The organism is Aurantibacillus circumpalustris (genome assembly GCF_029625215.1).
Lineage (GTDB): Bacteria > Bacteroidota > Bacteroidia > B-17B0 > Aurantibacillaceae > Aurantibacillus > Aurantibacillus circumpalustris.
Window position 1 is genome coordinate 2790885 of the sequence record NZ_CP121197.1, and the last position, 16776, is coordinate 2807660.

At 34.0% G+C, this 16776-nt stretch carries 14 protein-coding genes; 12 read left to right on the forward strand and 2 right to left on the reverse strand.

The window, feature by feature from the left end:
• Nucleotides 1-98: 98 nt before the first annotated feature.
• The 9 genes from P2086_RS11535 to P2086_RS11575 all read left to right on the forward strand — a co-directional run bounded on the left by P2086_RS11535 (nucleotide 99) and on the right by P2086_RS11575 (nucleotide 10503).
• A complete protein-coding gene (locus P2086_RS11535; protein ID WP_317896897.1) occupies nucleotides 99-3302 on the forward strand; it encodes a ligand-binding sensor domain-containing protein in 3204 nt (1067 codons plus the stop codon).
• Between the two features lie 59 nt (nucleotides 3303-3361).
• A complete protein-coding gene (locus P2086_RS11540; RefSeq protein ID WP_317896898.1) occupies nucleotides 3362-4120 on the forward strand; it encodes a hypothetical protein in 759 nt (252 codons plus the stop codon).
• Between the two features lie 35 nt (nucleotides 4121-4155).
• Entirely contained in the window at nucleotides 4156-4704 is a 549-nt protein-coding gene (locus P2086_RS11545; protein WP_317896899.1) for a SiaB family protein kinase, read from the forward strand.
• A 12-nt stretch (nucleotides 4705-4716) separates the two neighbouring features.
• Nucleotides 4717-5097 carry a DUF1987 domain-containing protein gene (locus tag P2086_RS11550; RefSeq protein WP_096094458.1) on the forward strand — a complete coding sequence of 127 codons (381 nt, stop codon included), beginning with the start codon at nucleotides 4717-4719 and terminating at the stop codon, nucleotides 5095-5097.
• Nucleotides 5098-5176: 79 nt separating this feature from the next.
• Nucleotides 5177-6232 carry a class I fructose-bisphosphate aldolase gene (locus tag P2086_RS11555; RefSeq protein WP_317896900.1) on the forward strand — a complete coding sequence of 352 codons (1056 nt, stop codon included), beginning with the start codon at nucleotides 5177-5179 and terminating at the stop codon, nucleotides 6230-6232.
• Nucleotides 6233-6323: 91 nt separating this feature from the next.
• Nucleotides 6324-7169 (forward strand): acetyl-CoA carboxylase, carboxyltransferase subunit beta, encoded by an 846-nt coding sequence (accD, locus tag P2086_RS11560; protein ID WP_317896901.1) that lies wholly within the window; start codon nucleotides 6324-6326, stop codon nucleotides 7167-7169.
• 111 nt (nucleotides 7170-7280) lie between these two features.
• Nucleotides 7281-7832, forward strand: a complete 552-nt coding sequence (locus P2086_RS11565; RefSeq protein ID WP_317896902.1) for an RNA polymerase sigma factor — start codon at nucleotides 7281-7283, stop codon at nucleotides 7830-7832.
• Nucleotides 7833-7836: 4 nt separating this feature from the next.
• Complete coding sequence (locus tag P2086_RS11570; RefSeq protein WP_317896903.1) at nucleotides 7837-9354, forward strand: putative outer membrane beta-barrel protein; 1518 nt, start codon at nucleotides 7837-7839, stop codon at nucleotides 9352-9354.
• 6 nt (nucleotides 9355-9360) lie between these two features.
• Entirely contained in the window at nucleotides 9361-10503 is a 1143-nt protein-coding gene (locus P2086_RS11575) for a hypothetical protein (RefSeq protein WP_317896904.1), read from the forward strand.
• A gap of 74 nt (nucleotides 10504-10577) precedes the next feature.
• Here P2086_RS11575 and P2086_RS11580 read toward each other — a convergent pair whose 3' ends face one another.
• Together P2086_RS11580 and P2086_RS11585 are read right to left on the reverse strand one after the other, a co-directional pair.
• Nucleotides 10578-11429, reverse strand: a complete 852-nt coding sequence (locus P2086_RS11580; protein WP_317896905.1) for a DUF2911 domain-containing protein — start codon at nucleotides 11427-11429, stop codon at nucleotides 10578-10580.
• 137 nt (nucleotides 11430-11566) lie between these two features.
• Nucleotides 11567-14800 (reverse strand): M1 family metallopeptidase, encoded by a 3234-nt coding sequence (locus P2086_RS11585; protein ID WP_317896906.1) that lies wholly within the window; start codon nucleotides 14798-14800, stop codon nucleotides 11567-11569.
• A gap of 122 nt (nucleotides 14801-14922) precedes the next feature.
• On the opposite strand from P2086_RS11585, the gene P2086_RS11590 reads away from it, so the two are divergent.
• From P2086_RS11590 to rpsR, 3 genes are all read left to right on the forward strand, one after another.
• Complete coding sequence (locus P2086_RS11590; RefSeq protein WP_317896907.1) at nucleotides 14923-15936, forward strand: DUF1028 domain-containing protein; 1014 nt, start codon at nucleotides 14923-14925, stop codon at nucleotides 15934-15936.
• A 133-nt stretch (nucleotides 15937-16069) separates the two neighbouring features.
• On the forward strand, nucleotides 16070-16441 hold the full coding sequence (gene rpsF / locus P2086_RS11595; RefSeq protein ID WP_317896908.1) for a 30S ribosomal protein S6: 372 nt from the start codon (nucleotides 16070-16072) through the stop codon (nucleotides 16439-16441).
• A gap of 28 nt (nucleotides 16442-16469) precedes the next feature.
• Nucleotides 16470-16736, forward strand: coding sequence for a 30S ribosomal protein S18 (gene rpsR, locus P2086_RS11600; RefSeq protein WP_096094412.1), 267 nt, complete (start codon nucleotides 16470-16472; stop codon nucleotides 16734-16736).
• The last annotated feature ends 40 nt before the right edge of the window (nucleotides 16737-16776 follow it).

Here is a 16776-nt window from a genome sequence, read left to right on the forward strand (position 1 = left end):
TATTAAAATAATTAAACTACTTCAAACTTATTTTTTGTAAATATACTTTATTAGGTTGTTTAAATAATAATTAACTTAGACTTTCTTTTTTTTTGAATATGATTAAACAGATATACTTCTTACTTTTAGCTTTGATCTTAAATCCACTAGTAGCTCAGCAACTAAGATTTAAGCACATTACTAACGAAGAGGGGCTTAGCACCAACTTTGTAAGAACAATAACCCAAGATGAACTTGGATTTATGTGGTTCGGAACCCAAGATGGTTTAAACAAATATGATGGGAATCAAATAAAGGTTTTTAAAAATGATCCTACAAATGAATATGCGCTTTCTTGCTCAGATGTTACTGCGCTTAGTGTTATAAAACCAAACCTTATGCTAGTTGGTACCCGCGAGGGTCTCAATTTTTTTGATCCGGTAACTGAGAAATTCTCAAGTCTTCAAAAGGTGGATAGGCGTTTAAATTCGCATATAAACTCAATTTATAAATTAAACGAAAATAGTGCTTTAGTGGGAACTGAGGGAGGATTATTTATTCTTAATTTTTCTGATAAGTCTATCAAAAATCCTTATTTCAAAGTAGAAGAAAAAGTTAATGTCACATGCATCGAAAAAGTTAACGACGAGGTTTATGTGGGCACAATTAATCAAGGTTTATGGAAGCTCAAAAAAAATAATACTTTGGAAAGAGTAGAGTTCATTTCTCCTGATTATTTAGATGTAGATATTAAAAAGCTAGAATCTATTACACACATTGGTAGTTATGCTGGAAAAATGTATATCGGAACTAACGGACAGGGTATTTTTAAAATTGACAGACAGTTTGAGATTGAATCCAAGATTTCTTTTTCTAAACAGAATGAAGCCGCAAATCATATTAAAGATTTTGTAGTTCGTGATAATAAAATTTTCGCGTCAACAGGTTTTGGTATTATAGTCTACAATTTACTTAACGAAAGAGTAGATTTTTACACAAAACAAGATGCTCCTTTGTCATTAAACTCAAATATAACTAATTGTATTTTTAGTGATAATGAAAATAATTTTTGGATTGGTACAGATCAAGGCGGCATTAACATTTCATTTTTTAGATCACAAAAGTTTCCCAACTCAACTTACAAATACGAAACCAATTTTGATAACATATACTCTTTTTGTGAAGATCACAAGGGATCAGTATTGCTTGGCGGTGCAAAAACCTTTCATGAACTTAATCTTGAAACTGGCACCATAGTGCAACACAATAAAACATTCGAAAATTATACTATTCTATGTATAGCTAAAGAGTCAGAAAATATTTATTGGTTAGGCACATCTGGAAATGGCTTACTTCGATATGATAAGTCTACAAAAAAAGCAAAAACAATTGTAAACAGTGATGTAGCTAAAACCTTACTTTGTCTAATGATAAAAGGCGAAAATCTTTACGCAGGTTCGGCTGGTGATGGCCTCTTTATTATAAATTTAAAATCACTCGAACTGCAGCAATTTACTGAGAAGGATGGTTTACCCGGAATTAGAATCAATACAATTTTTTCAGACTCTAAAAATAATGTTTGGTTAGGTTTTACTGATGTTGGATTAGTTAAAATGAAAGGTTTTGACCAAGACGGTAAATTAACAATCCTAAAAACCTATACAAATAAAGGAAAGCTTGGCGATATTACTTCCAATATGGTTCTTGGTATTAATGAGGATAAAGGAGGGAACATATGGGCAGCTACATCAACAGGTCTAAGTAAATTATTACCGAACAATACTTTTTATAATTTTTATTCAAAAGACGGTCTTGCGAGCACATACCTCCATTCAATTTTAAAGGATAGCGTTAATAATTTTTGGATGAGTTCAAACGCCGGCATAATTCGCTTTAATCCAATGTTACCCGAAAAAGAAATCGCCTTTAAAAACTATAATATTAAAGATGGTTTACTAAATACAGAATACAACAGGGGTGCTGCCTATGTTTCGGAATCAGGATTGATGTATTTTGGAGGAAACAAAGGGTTTAATGTATTCAGACCCTCAAGCATTAAAGACAATTTGCATGTGCCGCAAGCTTATGTAATTGGATATAAAAGATCGGGTACTGATGTTATTATGGATACCCTCATTACCTACAAAAAGTACTTAAATCTAGATTGGAGAGAAAATTATTTTCAATTTGAACTTGTGGCAATGGATTATAGCGATCCAACTAAAAATAAATTTAGATATATGTTGGAAGGTTACGATAATGATTGGTCAGCGCCAACTAATGTTCGTTATGTTTCATATACGCAGCTGCCAGGCGGAGAGTATACATTTAAATTAAAAGCAGCAAACAACGATGGTATTTGGAATGATAAAGCCTTTGAGATAGGAATTAAAATTATCCCTCCATTTTGGAAAACCAAAGCGTTTTATCTCATGATACTGATTGTTAGTCTTGGATTAATTTATTTCTACACCCAGTATAGAACTCGGGCGATGAAAAAGGAAAATAAAATACTTGAAAATAAAGTCGCAGAGCGTACCAAAGAATTGGAAGAAAAAAATCGGGATATTATGGGCAGTATTCAATATGCTAAACGTATTCAAGAAGCCATTTTACCGTCAAAGGATAATATTTATAAAAAACTGAAAAAAGTGTTTATTCTCTACCAGCCTAAGGATATTGTTAGTGGTGATTTTTATTGGTTTGCTGAAGAAAATGGCTTTAAAATATTTGCAGTAGTAGATTGCACGGGTCACGGAGTGCCAGGTGCATTTATGAGCATGATCGGTCATAATCTTTTGCATCAAATCGTTTTAGAAAAAGGTGTCACAGATCCTGGAGCCATATTAGATCATCTTCATAAAGGTGTTCAGGAAGCTCTTCGTCAGGGTCATAATGAAGTTACTACCAATGATGGAATGGATGTATCCATAATAGCCATCAATGATATTAAAAGAGAAATCAGATGGGCGGGAGCTAACCGGCCATTGGTTTTGGTTAACGCGAATGGAGAACTTTCAAGATTTGAAGGAAACAAATTCCCTATCGGAGGAGCGCAATATGATGTTGATAGAAAGTTTACAACGCATTCAGTAAATCCCGAGAAAGTATCTATGGCCTATATGTTTTCAGATGGTTATGCAGATCAATTTGGAGGTGAAAAGGGTAAAAAATTCATGGTAAAACGCTTTCATGATCTTTTAGGGAATATTCATTTGAAAGATGCAGAACAACAAAGAAATGAGCTAAAAAACAATTTTGAACAATGGAGATTAAATCACGAACAAGTCGATGATGTTTTAATCGTAGGAATCGAAATTTAAATTTATTTATTATATTTGTCGATATAATTCCTACTTTAGTCTGTTAAAAAGCCCATTTGATGATAAAATCCCCTCAGATTATCTTATTTTTAGGAAGTTTAGTAACCTTAATTTTCACCAACTGTAGCAAAAAGGAAACATTGGAAGTAGATAATGAATCTCAGTCTGTTGTTGATTATGCAATTGCAGATCAGGAATTCATGGGCTTGATTTCTGCAGCCTCAATAGGTGCATTGCAATTTACAGTTACAGGTGTGCAAAATTTCACGCATATCATTAATGCCCAGTCAATGCCCGACGGAAAAGAAAGATCTGGTAGAATTAATATCAGTCGCATTACGCAGTCAAAAACACCAGGTTCACAAATGGTCTTTAAAATGGACAACTGTTGGGCTTCTGCAATTAATTATACCTGTGATAGCATCATCGTAACAACAACCGAATCGAATAATGATTTCACAAACTTTCATGTAGTATTAGTAAATGGTAGCTGTAAAACCTCCGACTTCACTATAAAGTATAAATTCGACAGAACATTTATCCTTTACGCAAATGGCGACTCTGGCGGTTCCTATCCCTTAACGTATGTATATGGAAGTGCTTCAGGAACGAATCGAAGTAATGGCGGTTTTTCTACAAGTGTTGCACAAGGCACTTGGTTGGTAAAGCGCGCAAATTGTGCATATATTAATTCGGGTACAATGGAATTAACCCCTGATGGCTTTAAAACGAGGACTATTAATTTTGGAGATGGTACTTGTGATGATCAAGCAACTTTTACTGTTAAAGAAAATACTGTGGCATTTAAATTAAAATAATATATTTACAGCAAATTAAAACTAACTATTCCATAGTGGACGTTTTCGATATATACGATAAGATGGAACGCAATAATATTTTGCTATCCTTCAAAGGAGAAATTACATCTGATTTATTAACGTCTATTCTTCAAATAATGGAGAATAAAATGGATAATATGCAGGAAGAGCCTAAGATGAAGAAAAAGGTTTACAATGTTTTAGTTGAATGCCTTCAAAATTTATATCATCACCTCGATGAGATCACTGAAGTAGACTCCGAAAAAATTAGATCAGCAATTTTCACTATAGGTAAAATCGATAATAAATATTCAATCATTACTGGAAATTATATTTTGAATGAAAATATAAATGGTCTAAGAGCCAGACTTGACGAGGTTAACTCACTAAGTAAAGAAGAACTGAAAGAATATTACAAAAGGGTTTTAAATAACGGTGAAATGTCGCTTAAAGGTGGGGGTGGTTTAGGCATGATAGATATTGCGAGAAAAACAGGAGAAAAATTAGAATATAATTTTTTGGAAATTGACAATAAAGTTTCTTTCTTTACACTTAATATAAAAGTATCAAATCAACAAAATTAAAAATTTATAATTATGGAAAAATATTCTATTGAAGGCACACCAAAAACACCAAGCATTAACTTTGACTTGAATGGTGGGGTTCTAGAAGTAAAAGGGCGTTCAATTCCAGAAAATTCGATTGAATTTTACAAGCCTTTGGTTGATGCATTAGACAAGTATGCTAGCGCTGCAAAGCCTGCAACTACTGTTAATGTTCAATTGGAATATTTTAACACCTCCTCTTCAAAATGTATTCTTGATGTTTTCAAAAAATTAGAAGGTATTAATAAAGGTGGAAGTGCTGTTACTATTAATTGGCATTATGAGGAAGATGATGAAGATATGTTGGAAGCTGGTGAAGACTATCAAGCCATTATAAATGTGCCATTCAAAATGATTATGGTTAACGAATAAAAATTTATTTTTCATATTTAAACCCTGCCTTTTGGCGGGGTTTTTTTATTATATTTGTCTCCCTTTTAAAAGTAAAAACATGTCAACCAAAATATCAGAATTATTAGGCTCTAATGCCGATAACTTATTAAATCATACTTGTAAAACAATTTCAAAAGACCTAATTCATTTGCCGGGCAACGACTTTGTAGATCGCATGTTTGCGCCTTCTAACCGCAATCCGCAGGTATTAAGAAGTTTAAATCAATTATATAATACAGGAAGATTAGCTGGTACAGGTTACATGAGTATTTTACCAGTTGATCAAGGAATAGAGCATAGTGCAGGAGCAAGCTTTGCTCCAAACCCACTTTATTTTGATAGCGAAAATATTGTTAAACTTGCTTTAGAAGGTGGTTGTAATGCAGTTGCATCTACTTTTGGAGTACTAGGATCTGTGGCAAGAAAGTATGCGCATAAAATCCCTTTTATTGTGAAAATTAATCACAACGAATTTCTTTCTTATCCAAACAAATTTGATCAAATTATGTTTGGTTCTGTTGAAGATGCCTGGAATATGGGTGCTGTTGCGATAGGAGCGACAATTTATTTTGGTTCACCTGAATCTGGAAGACAAATTGTTGAAGTAGCGCAAGCTTTTGATCGCGCCCATGAACTAGGAATGGCAACAATACTTTGGTGTTATACACGTAACAATGCCTTTAAAAAAGATGGAGTTGATTACCATACTGCGGCAGACTTATCTTCTCAAGCAAATCATTTAGGAGTAACTATACAAGCAGATATTATTAAACAAAAGCTTTCAGATAAAAATGGTGGTTACACAGCACTAAATTTTGGTAAAACTCACCCAAAAGTATATTCAGAATTAACAACCGATCACCCTATTGATCTTTGCCGTTATCAAGTAGCCAACTGCTACATGGGACGCATGGGATTAATTAATAGTGGCGGTGAAAGTAAAGGTGCAAGCGATCTTGCAGAAGCTGTAACAACAGCAGTAATTAATAAGCGTGCCGGTGGACAGGGGTTGATAAGTGGACGAAAAGCTTTTCAAAAACCAGTTAAAGAAGGCGTAACTTTACTAAATACAATTCAAGACGTTTACTTAGATAAGAAAATTACAATAGCTTAAGAAATGTTAATCCGACAGCTATCGGATGAGAAATTATAAATGTTGAATCAAAACATTTATAATTTACAATTTATAATTTATAATTTCAAAGATGGGTTGGTTTAAAAGACTTAAAGAAGGTATAACAACATCTACCAAAGAGAAGAAGGAAACACCAGAAGGCCTTTGGTATAAATGCCCTTCTTGTAAAAAAATTCACACAGTTCAAGATCATACAGCAAATAAATATGTTTGTTCTGATTGTGGATACCACGAAAAAATAGGAAGTAAAGAATATTTCGAGGTTATTTTCGACGATAATCAATTCACTGAGCTTAACGAAAATCTAGTAAGTGGCGATCCCCTTGATTTTTCAGACACTAAAAAATACACGGATAGGTTAACTGACACAATCAGAAAAACAAATTTAAAAGATGCTCTTCGTAGTGCATATGGTAAAGTAAATGGTCAGGATTTGGTTATTTGCTGTATGGATTTCGGTTTTATAGGAGGTAGCATGGGTAGTGTAGTTGGAGAAAAAATTTCGAGATCAATAGACTACTGTATAAAAACAAAAACACCCTTGCTCATTATTTCAAAAAGCGGTGGTGCACGAATGATGGAAGCTGCCTTCTCACTTATGCAAATGGCAAAAACATCCGCTAAATTAAGTCAATTAGCACAGCATAAAATACCTTACATTTCTTTATTAACTGATCCAACAACGGGTGGTGTAACTGCGAGCTATGCCATGTTAGGCGATCTTAATATAGCTGAACCAGGCTCTCTTATTGGATTTGCCGGACCGCGTGTCGTTAAAGAAACAATTGGCAAAGATCTCCCGAAAGGCTTTCAAACTGCTGAGTTTGTGCTTGAACACGGTTTTTTAGACAAAATTATTTCTCGCGGAGAACTCAAAGAAAAGCTTTCGGCTCTTCTTAAAATGTTCAAAGACTAACAACTATTTCCGGTTTTTAGTTAATTTATTGAATTTCAATAAGGTAGATCTATTTATTTACCCAACTTTTGCTTATCTTTATTCGTATAAGTTTAAAGATACTAAGTAATTATGGATATTCAGCCTAAACTCATTGCATTGTGCATTAAGCAGGACCGAAAGGCTGAGTATGAGCTGTATAAAATTACCTATAGTTATTTAATGAGTATTTGTATGCGTTATTCTAGAGACAAAGATATTGCCTCTGAATCGCTAAATATGGGCTTCCTTAAAATATTAAAAAATCTAACAAGTTATAAACCTGAAGTTCCTTTCAAATCATGGATTCGCCGGGTAATGGTGAATACACTTATTGATGAGTATAGAAAGAATAAAAAAGAACGTGAAAGAATAACCTACGTTGAGAATTATTACGATAACTCTGATTTTTCAGATGTAAACGAAGCCTTAAGTCGAATAAATTATAAGCAGATTTTAGTACAAATTAATCTGTTACCAGAGGCTACAAAAAAAGTATTTAATCTATTTGCTATTGATGGTTATTCGCATAAGGAGATAGGTGAAATGCTTGGTATTAGTGAGGGAACCTCGAAATGGCACTTAAATGCTGCGAGGCAAAAATTAAAAGAATATATTGAAAATAGTGTATTAACTAGAATATAAAAACATGAGCTTCGAAGAAGAGTTTGATAAGATAATAAGACGAAAGGCAGAGGAAGAGAACTATCCTTTTGATGAACAGAACTGGAACAAGACCAACAGTATTTTGGATGCAGAAAGAAAAGTTGCGTCTATAAATAAATTGAAAAGATTTTATTTGCCTGTTGCGTATACTGTAATTCTCAGTTCTATTGGATTTGTTGCTTATAACGTTTTTAAGACTGAAAATGCAAACACTCCAGATAATGTTGTTTCCCATAAGACTATTTTGGAGAATAAAATGGATCAACCTAAAAACTCAAACACAGAGAATGAGCAAATGATTGAAAATAGTTTAAGTTCTCTAATAATTGAATCACCAGAACGTTTAAACAATACAAAACCTATTCTAGTTGCTGAATCTGAAATTAAAACTCAATCTGCTGACTTAAAAAGTAATTCTGAAAAATTTGTTGAGTCTGGTTCTGCAAAAACGAAAACAATTCCAAACACTTCTGAAATTAGCAATTCCGGACAAGAAATAAACTTAAAAGGTGCTGAAGTAACTTCGAGTAAGAGTGATTTGTCTGGTTTAAGTGCAGAGCCAATTAACTCTGACGATCCAACTACCAGTAATTCTAAAAGCGATGTTAGTAAGGATGATGGTGAAATAACCCAAGCTAGAACTAGCACCGGTGAATTAAGCACTGCTTCGATAAATAAAGAACAATCGCTTTCAAAAAGCAAGAGTGATGTTCAAGCTAATTTTTCTGGTATAGAAGAAACTACTTTGAAAATAGAATTCCTATCAGCAGTTCACTCCTTTATTCCTCTAGAACAAAATGAGTCTGATTTAGTTTCTACTCCATTTACTTTTTTAAAGCGTTATGACGACGATTACTACGAAAAAAACATAAAACGAAAAATACATTATTTCAATCTTGAAGCAGGAGCGGCTTATCTCTTAGGTTGGAAAGCAAAAGAGGGTAGCGATGGACAAGGTTTTAATTGGTTCGCAGGCGTTAATTACGGTCGTTACCTCACAAATAAAACAAGTATTAGTTTTGGTATTCAGGCATATTCGATAACTAATATTAAACAACCATTCTATCAAATTGCTCAAAAAGAATATGGCTTCGGATCGGTTAGTATTTATACAAAAATAACTACAAGTCAATTGTATTATATTGCTGTACCTTTAAAATTTAACTATCATATTAATGCTACTAATGAAGTAGGATTGGGGCTGAACGCTGCGTATTTAATAAGCGCAAAAAGCAACAAATCAAAATATTATGTGCTTGATGGTGAAGAAAAAAGTATCGGTTCTGACAATGGTAATAGTAATTCTATATATGAAGGAACAAATACTATTAACCTTATGTTAACAGCGCAATACAAAGCAACACTTAGCAAACGTCTTGGCTTAAGTCTTGAACTTAATTATGGAATCACTGATATTTTTAAAAACATGGGTGATATAAAAACTTCTGAAACACCAGTTGGTATTCGTTTAGGATTAAACTATACCTTATTTGATAAATAAACAACAATGAAAAAAATTGTAATTTATATTTCATTTTTTCCACTAATATTTTCTTTTTGTAGAAAACAAGAAAATTTACCTGAGCCTGAAATTACAGACCCTCATTTCTTTGTTAAATGTGTTATGGATGGTCAAGCTTTAGATCTTGAGGCGGGGAATGAAGAGTATTATATGAATTCATCTTGGTACCATCAAGACTCAGATTACGTTTTTGTTTATAAGGCTAATTTGGCTAAACAAATTGGAGTTGGTTATCAAATAACTATTTTATTTAATGATAACAAATATTCAGACCCAAATGATAAGATGAGTCCCGATAGTGCATTAATAATTGGAACCCATTTATACAATGATCAAAACTTATCAGATGCTACTCAAATGATAAAATTTGAACCGGTAAAATCTGAGGTTTCTAATTCTTCATACTCTTGGTTAATTAATGATGGATCTACTATAACTACCTATGGTGTCCCTGGAATTGAGGATAGGTATTCAATTTCAGAAATTTTAAATGTGGGGAAAACATATTCTGTTACTTTTAATTATGATGATCCTTCTGGTGTTTGTAGCGCCCCACCTTTAACAAATGTGTTTAAAATGGGTAGCAGCTTACAAGCCACAGTTAATTCTGTTCGTGATATCAATACCCCTGATTTAAAGTATACATTAAGTTATTCACTACTGGATTCAAATAAAAATCTTGAATGCACATGGACCTTACCGGATGCAACAAATGAAACCACACCGACGTTTAGCAGAATATTTACTCCTGGAGTACATCTAATTAACCTGAAATTAAGGGATAAGAATTCTGGTGAGGTTTGTAGTACTGTATATCAATTAGATGCTTCTGGAAACAATTGTACTGCTAATTATAATGCTGTTTTTTCTCCAATTCATAATAAGAGATTGTACGCTTCTATAACCATCCTGTTAACTGATCCAAATGGCATTGTATATAGCTCAAAAAATCTTGTTCAACCAAATGAAAGTAATTTTGAAATTACTTCTGTTATTGATTATAAAGTCAATGAAAAAAACGAAAAAACTAAAAGTATTGGAGTTCGATTTAATTGTGTAGTAAAGAACGGTAATAATGAAATTAGTCTGAAAAACGGAACTGCTAAGGTAGCCGTCGCATACAAATAAGGAATTGAAAAGATTTTTCAAAAAGAAACCCCGCCTTTAGAAAAGGCGGGGTTTCTTTTTATTTAAAGAATAATTTACTTCTTGTTCTCTGCAATTAATTTCTGAGCTTGAGCAACATAATCATCGTTTTTAGCTTCTGTCGCTATCGTAATTACTTTTTCAGCACTTGCAACCGCGCCTTTAATGTCTTTTTGCTTTACCTGTATTTTTGCTTTCAACATAACCATCCAAAAACCTTTTGGATTAGCGGCAATTGCCTTATCAACCCATTCACCTGCTTTTACAAGGTCTTTTCCGCTTTCGTAATAATAACTTGCAGCTTGAAAGTACGGACGATTATCGTTCACGACTTTAGCTTCAATGTCTTTCATTATTTTTGAATCAATATCTGCCACAACAGCAAAAGTAACACTCGTTTTTTCCCAGTTAAGTTCAACGTTAACGGTACTTGATGTTATATCGGCAAAATTAATGGTTAACGTTTCTACTTTATCATTTAATGCCCTAGGCTTAACAGTAAAATGAGCAACATCGTTTTCCTTTTTGTAATCTGCTACATTACCACCTAGTGTTAAATCTTTATAGATAATTATTTCCCAATTATCTTTTCCTGGTACAGTATATAAAGCGTAAGTTCCTGCAGGTATTGCATTTCCTTCTACTTTTACATCATCACCAAAAGTTATTTTTGTTGAAGCATTAGCTCCTGTGCGCCACACTTTACCAAAAGGTACAACATCACCGTAAACTAGACGGCCTTTTGCGCCTGGGCGAGAATATTCGATTGAAATATCTGATAAAGCAAAAGCTTGTTTAACAGTTTGTAATGGGCTTGGCGCAGGCACTTTTAATTGTGCGTTTAAAGTGGTGCTTGATATCGCAGCAATTGCAACACCAACTGAAAATAATTTTAATTTTTGAATCATGGTTTTAGAAATTAGTTTAATATTAATTTTAAGTGGCTAAAGATAAAAATTTATGATACTATTAAGTTTAACAAATAACCATTAAACATTTTTTACCATTTGTATTTAGACAAAATGGCGTAAATACTATAAATCTTTTAAAATGATTTATTAATTCCAAGCATCCATCTGAATTGAAAATAATCTTTTTCAGCAAATGGTAATCGGCTAATAAAAAATGGACAATCAAAACGAATAGTAAGTGGTTTTATTCCATATAACTTGCCCCATCGAACAATACTCAAGGTAGTTCCAATGCCGGCATCACCCATAACGTCACTCATAGCAATGGCCCTATCTGGAGAGTTTGTATTAATGCTACCAACATCACCGAATAAATAAGGTTGAATTTTAATACTGTTTTTCAAAAATTTTGGATTAAAGCGTTTGAAAAATTCTCCAAATTCTATTTCTGTATTAATTGAAATGCCGGTTGTGCCTTTGTAATTATAGCTTAGTGATCCGTTTGAGTTTTGCTGCGCAAGTAAATACCCTGAGAAACCTCTTAAATTTAAGCCACCACCTGCAGTAAAATGATTTGTTGTAACCCCATAACCGCCCCAGTCAGGCGGTATAATACCCATTGAACGTGTGTACTTATTACCCATAAGCTCTTCGTTATTTGCTCCGGCGGCAAATAACATCGACTCAGATGGTAGTTTATTTCCAAAACCAATCTGTCCGAATACGCGTGTATTGATATTGATTTTGCCCAGATCGTTTTTGTTTACAACCGAAAGAGTTGCTGCTGAAAAATCGTAATCATTGGTAAATGCAGCTGTACGAACATTCAAGAGTATATTTCCTGTGCCTCGTCTATACCTGTAATCATGCTCTAACCCAATATGAATAGCACTGTTAAGTTTTTGATAACCCCATTCTTGCGGATTGATAAGATACACCATGTCCTGCGGAAGGTCCCGCCACATAGCCTTTAGATGTGTATACACTCTCGTTTTCTCATTATTACTTTTCTTTTCAAAACCTAGTGTTCCGCCGTCGAGTCCATCTAAAGATTTTGCTTGTAAATAAATATTAGATTTTTTTATAAAACGATTGGTTGCGGTTTTGTAATCAAACCAAAATGAAATGGTATTGTATTTATTTTTAATTGTATTGTAATCATTTGTTATTTTTTTAAGATAAGCTTGGCCTAATCCGGAGCTAAAAAATAACCCAAATTCAAAAACATGTTTTGTTCTCAAATAATCACCACTTAATACAGCACCAATTTTAGCACCGTCATAACCATTATACCAAATCCCAGGCCTTACACGCATGTCGTACCGTTTCCAGTTTGGCGGATTGTATACTTTTGAATCAAAACGTAAACTTATTCTGCCGTGTTTTGAATTATTTGTCATGTCTACATCAGCTAATCGATAAGATGGATCGATGATGACGTTCTTTATTTTAGTTCCAATATCGAGAGTTGCAGTATAAGTTGTTTTTAATTTTGGACCCCAGCCGATCCAGCGGGGTAGGGTAGTAGCTCTGGTAGGTCTTTCAAACCATGTATTTGGAATGTAAAAGTGGCGCGCAGAATCATTTGCATCGATGACAGCAAAATCAATTGGCATTTGCATACTCCCTTTACGCTTAAAAGTAATTTCATATACACCCTTTTTTTTGCGCTTAATACGACCTACTTTATAGTCAATAGTTTTTGAGGTTTCCAGCCATTCATCAAAGAACCAATTAAGATCAATGCCAGCGTACATAATAATTGAATTTCTAAAATCTTCGGGATAGGGATGGGCAAATTTCCATTGATCGAAATAATGTTGCATGGATTTGTCGAACAGGGCGCGACCTAAAACATATTCTAAATTTTTCAACATGGCTGCGGTTTTTGTGTAGGATTGTCCGTAACCACCACCATGTCTTATCGCTCCATTGAAGTCATCTGCATGAGTATTAAGTGGAGTCTCTTCACCCTTTATAACAGCGTTGTTATAAAAAGAATTATAAATTTGATCATCAAGGATTCTTGAAGGCTCTGTAAAACGCTCAATGTATTTGCTTTTTGGTTTTGGTTCTATGGTTAATGGACCATCAATAAACTGATAGGTATCTGCTGTGTAAAATTGCGTAAAACCTTCGTCCATATATGCTCTATAGTTTTCATTCGTGCCAAGCATTCCTTGAAACCAGTTGTGAGTCATTTCATGAATCAATAAAGTTCTGTAGTCTGGATCAAATCCCCCACATAGCACGAGCATTGGGTACTCCATCCCATCTTGAGCATCAGCTACAATCATTTTTGGATGATGATATGGGCCAATATTATAAGAATTAACATCAAGTGTTTTTGCAATGTACTGTGGTGCGTTATACCAGCCGGCTGCATGCGGTTCTTGCACAAGGGCAATGCAGCGCACGCCATTCCAATTTGTTTCACCAATGCGGTAATTGGGATCTGCCGTGAATGCGAAATCATGCACATTAATCGCAGAAAACTTCCATGTTTTTTTACTACCGTCTTTTTTAATAATGGTTGAAGGGGTCGAATTAAAAGGCTTTTTAAGGAAGTTAGCAAGGTTGAGCTTCCTTTTTAAAGTGTCAGGTAAAACTTCTTTTTCATTTATTAATGTTCCAGTGCCATCCGCAACATAGTCGTTAGGCATGGTCATTTCCACATAAAAAGAACCAAAGTCACCATAAAACTCATGGTCCATATGTTGATCAGTATTCCAACCAAATTTTCGATCTATAACTGTAATGCGCGGATACCAGTGCACCACATCGTAGTGTTTCTTTCCAAACGAATTAAACATCTTCATTCGGTTACGGATTGCTTCCTTATCAAAATATGTTTTAAAATTTAACTTAAATGTTGTAGACTCGCCCGACTTTAAAACTTTAGGTAGATAAACTTTTAAGATTGTATTGTCTAGTTCTGTTTTTAATTCTTGACCATTTACGGTGATCGTTTCAACTTCTGTACCGAGATTTTTTCCGCGGTATTTTCCAAATTTTAAATTGTAGTTGTTGTTTTTGTAAAGATCAGCGCTGTAGGAATCTTTTGTATTTCCGTTACTGTAAAGATGAAAATAAACGTATGAAATATCGAAAGGCGAATTGTTCCAGTAGATAAGTTCTTCAACACCACTTAAAATATCAGAGCTGTCGTTAATTTCTGCCTTAATGTTATAATGTACATCCTGCTGCCAGTATCCTTCATAAGGCTTTCTGTTTTTCCAGTAGAGTGGGTTAGTGGCAGAACGAAAGTCGAGATATTCAGTTTGAGAAGATAAACTGAAGCACTGAAAAATAAATAAAAATAGAATATACTTTAGCAACGAGATTTTTATGCTGTATTTTAAGATCATAGTTAATAATATAGAGCCTAAATATAAGAAACTGTTTGCGCTCAAGGACACTAAATTCCCCAATTTATATGCTAAATCTGAATTTTTAAATACTATTTTTATAGTATCAAACCCTATGAATTATGAGAATTAGGAATGTTTATGTCGCAGTAATCTTATCGTGTAATGTTTTTTCAAATGCACAAGATACCTTTTCAATTTTAGCATTTGATTCAATTACCGGCGAAGTTGGAGCAGCTGGAGCATCATGTGTTGACCTATTCCCGTTTCCAGCATACTCAAACCATTTTATTGCGGAAATTTTTCCAGGTGAAGGAGCAATTGCAACACAGGCAGCTTATATAGCTGCCAACCAAATTAATGCCAAAAATCGCTTTACAGCTGGTGATAGTCCAACTCAAATAATAAATTGGCTTCAGGCAAATGACGCGCAATCCACAATTGATGCACAAACGAGGCAATATGGAGTCGTGCGTATGAACACCAGCAATCCGAAATCTGCTGGTTTTACAGGAGCGAACTGCATGAATTATAAAAATCATATTACAGGACCTAATTATTCCATTCAAGGAAATATTTTATTAGGCCAGATGGTTTTGGATTCGATGGAGGCTAGGTTTAACAGGGAACCTGGTGATTTGGCCTGTAAATTAATGGCAGCAATGGAAGGCGCAAAAATGATTGGTGCTGATTCAAGATGCACTTCCAATGGATCATCGTCTTTGTTTGCTTTTTTAAAAGTTGCTCAACCTGGCGATTTGTTTGGACAACCCTCTTTGCTTGTTTCGCTTAAAACACCAGCCAATTCTGGTATTGAACCAATTGATTCATTACAAATATTATTCAATGCAGAAAGAACATGCACCTACACAGCAGTGGGATTAGAAGAACATATCGAACAGCTTATAAATTTTCAACTTTTTCCTAATCCAAGTAGCGATAAAGTTGTTTTGCGTTCCAATAACCCATACAAGGAGTATACTTGGCTTATTCGAAATATACTTGGAGCCAAAATAGAATCTGGCACAGATAAGGGACAAATAGAAATCAATACTTTAGGTTGGAAAAAAGGCTTGTATACGATTGAAATTAGAGTTGAGAAGACCAGAATTATTAAAAAATTTACTGTGAATTGATGTTTTGCCAAACTTGGACAAAAATGACTGAAAATATCTGTGCTATTATGCCTGATTTTCAACAAAATGTGTCCTTTTTTTTTGCCTTTTCAATTAATTGAGTATATTTGCACCCCTATTTAAAAAATAAACAATGGAAAAACGCTATGAGACGGTCTTCATTTTAACTCCCGTTTTGTCTGATGATCAGGCAAAGGAGGCCGCAAAAAAAATTAAAAAAACCATCACAGATCTGGGAGGCAAGATTGTGAATGAAGAGAACTGGGGCCTAAAAAAATTGGCTTACCCTATTCAAAAGAAAACAACTGGATTCTATCACTTACTTGAGTTTGCAGGTGAAGGACAAGAAATTATCAACGCGCTTGAATTAACTTTCAAACGTGATGAGCGTATTCTTCGTTTCTTAACTGTGGCTTTAGACAAGCACGCTATGGCTTATGCTGACAAACGTAAAGGTTTAGTTGCTGACGGTAAGATTAAGAAAAAAGAAACAGCAACTTCTTAATGGTTTAATTAATTAAAGTTTAAAAAAAATGGCAGCACCAAAAGATATAAGATATCTAAACCCTCCAACAGCGGAGGCAAAAAAGAAAAAATATTGCCGCTTCAAAAAAAGTGGAATTAAGTATATTGATTACAAAGACCCTGATTTTCTATTGAAATTCGTTAACGAACAAGGTAAATTGTTACCACGTCGTTTAACTGGTACTTCTTTGAAATTTCAGCGTAAAGTGGCACAAGCTGTAAAACGTGCCCGTCACTTATCATTAATGCCTTACGTGGCCGATTTAATGAAATAATAATCAACTCTAAAAAGTAAAAAATATTATTATTCGGTAT

Excerpts from the sequence above, each read along its gene's own strand:
- P2086_RS11535 (WP_317896897.1), top strand. The coding sequence starts at position 99 with ATGATTAAACAGATATACTTCTTACTTTTAGCTTTGATCTTAAATCCA.
- P2086_RS11540 (WP_317896898.1), top strand. The coding sequence starts at position 3,362 with ATGATAAAATCCCCTCAGATTATCTTATTTTTAGGAAGTTTAGTAACC.
- P2086_RS11550 (WP_096094458.1), top strand. The coding sequence starts at position 4,717 with ATGGAAAAATATTCTATTGAAGGCACACCAAAAACACCAAGCATTAAC.
- P2086_RS11555 (WP_317896900.1), top strand. The coding sequence starts at position 5,177 with ATGTCAACCAAAATATCAGAATTATTAGGCTCTAATGCCGATAACTTA.
- accD (WP_317896901.1), top strand. The coding sequence starts at position 6,324 with ATGGGTTGGTTTAAAAGACTTAAAGAAGGTATAACAACATCTACCAAA.
- P2086_RS11565 (WP_317896902.1), top strand. The coding sequence starts at position 7,281 with ATGGATATTCAGCCTAAACTCATTGCATTGTGCATTAAGCAGGACCGA.
- P2086_RS11570 (WP_317896903.1), top strand. The coding sequence starts at position 7,837 with ATGAGCTTCGAAGAAGAGTTTGATAAGATAATAAGACGAAAGGCAGAG.
- P2086_RS11575 (WP_317896904.1), top strand. The coding sequence starts at position 9,361 with ATGAAAAAAATTGTAATTTATATTTCATTTTTTCCACTAATATTTTCT.
- P2086_RS11580 (WP_317896905.1), bottom strand. The coding sequence starts at position 11,429 with ATGATTCAAAAATTAAAATTATTTTCAGTTGGTGTTGCAATTGCTGCG.
- P2086_RS11585 (WP_317896906.1), bottom strand. The coding sequence starts at position 14,800 with ATGATCTTAAAATACAGCATAAAAATCTCGTTGCTAAAGTATATTCTA.
- P2086_RS11590 (WP_317896907.1), top strand. The coding sequence starts at position 14,923 with ATGAGAATTAGGAATGTTTATGTCGCAGTAATCTTATCGTGTAATGTT.
- rpsF (WP_317896908.1), top strand. The coding sequence starts at position 16,070 with ATGGAAAAACGCTATGAGACGGTCTTCATTTTAACTCCCGTTTTGTCT.
- rpsR (WP_096094412.1), top strand. The coding sequence starts at position 16,470 with ATGGCAGCACCAAAAGATATAAGATATCTAAACCCTCCAACAGCGGAG.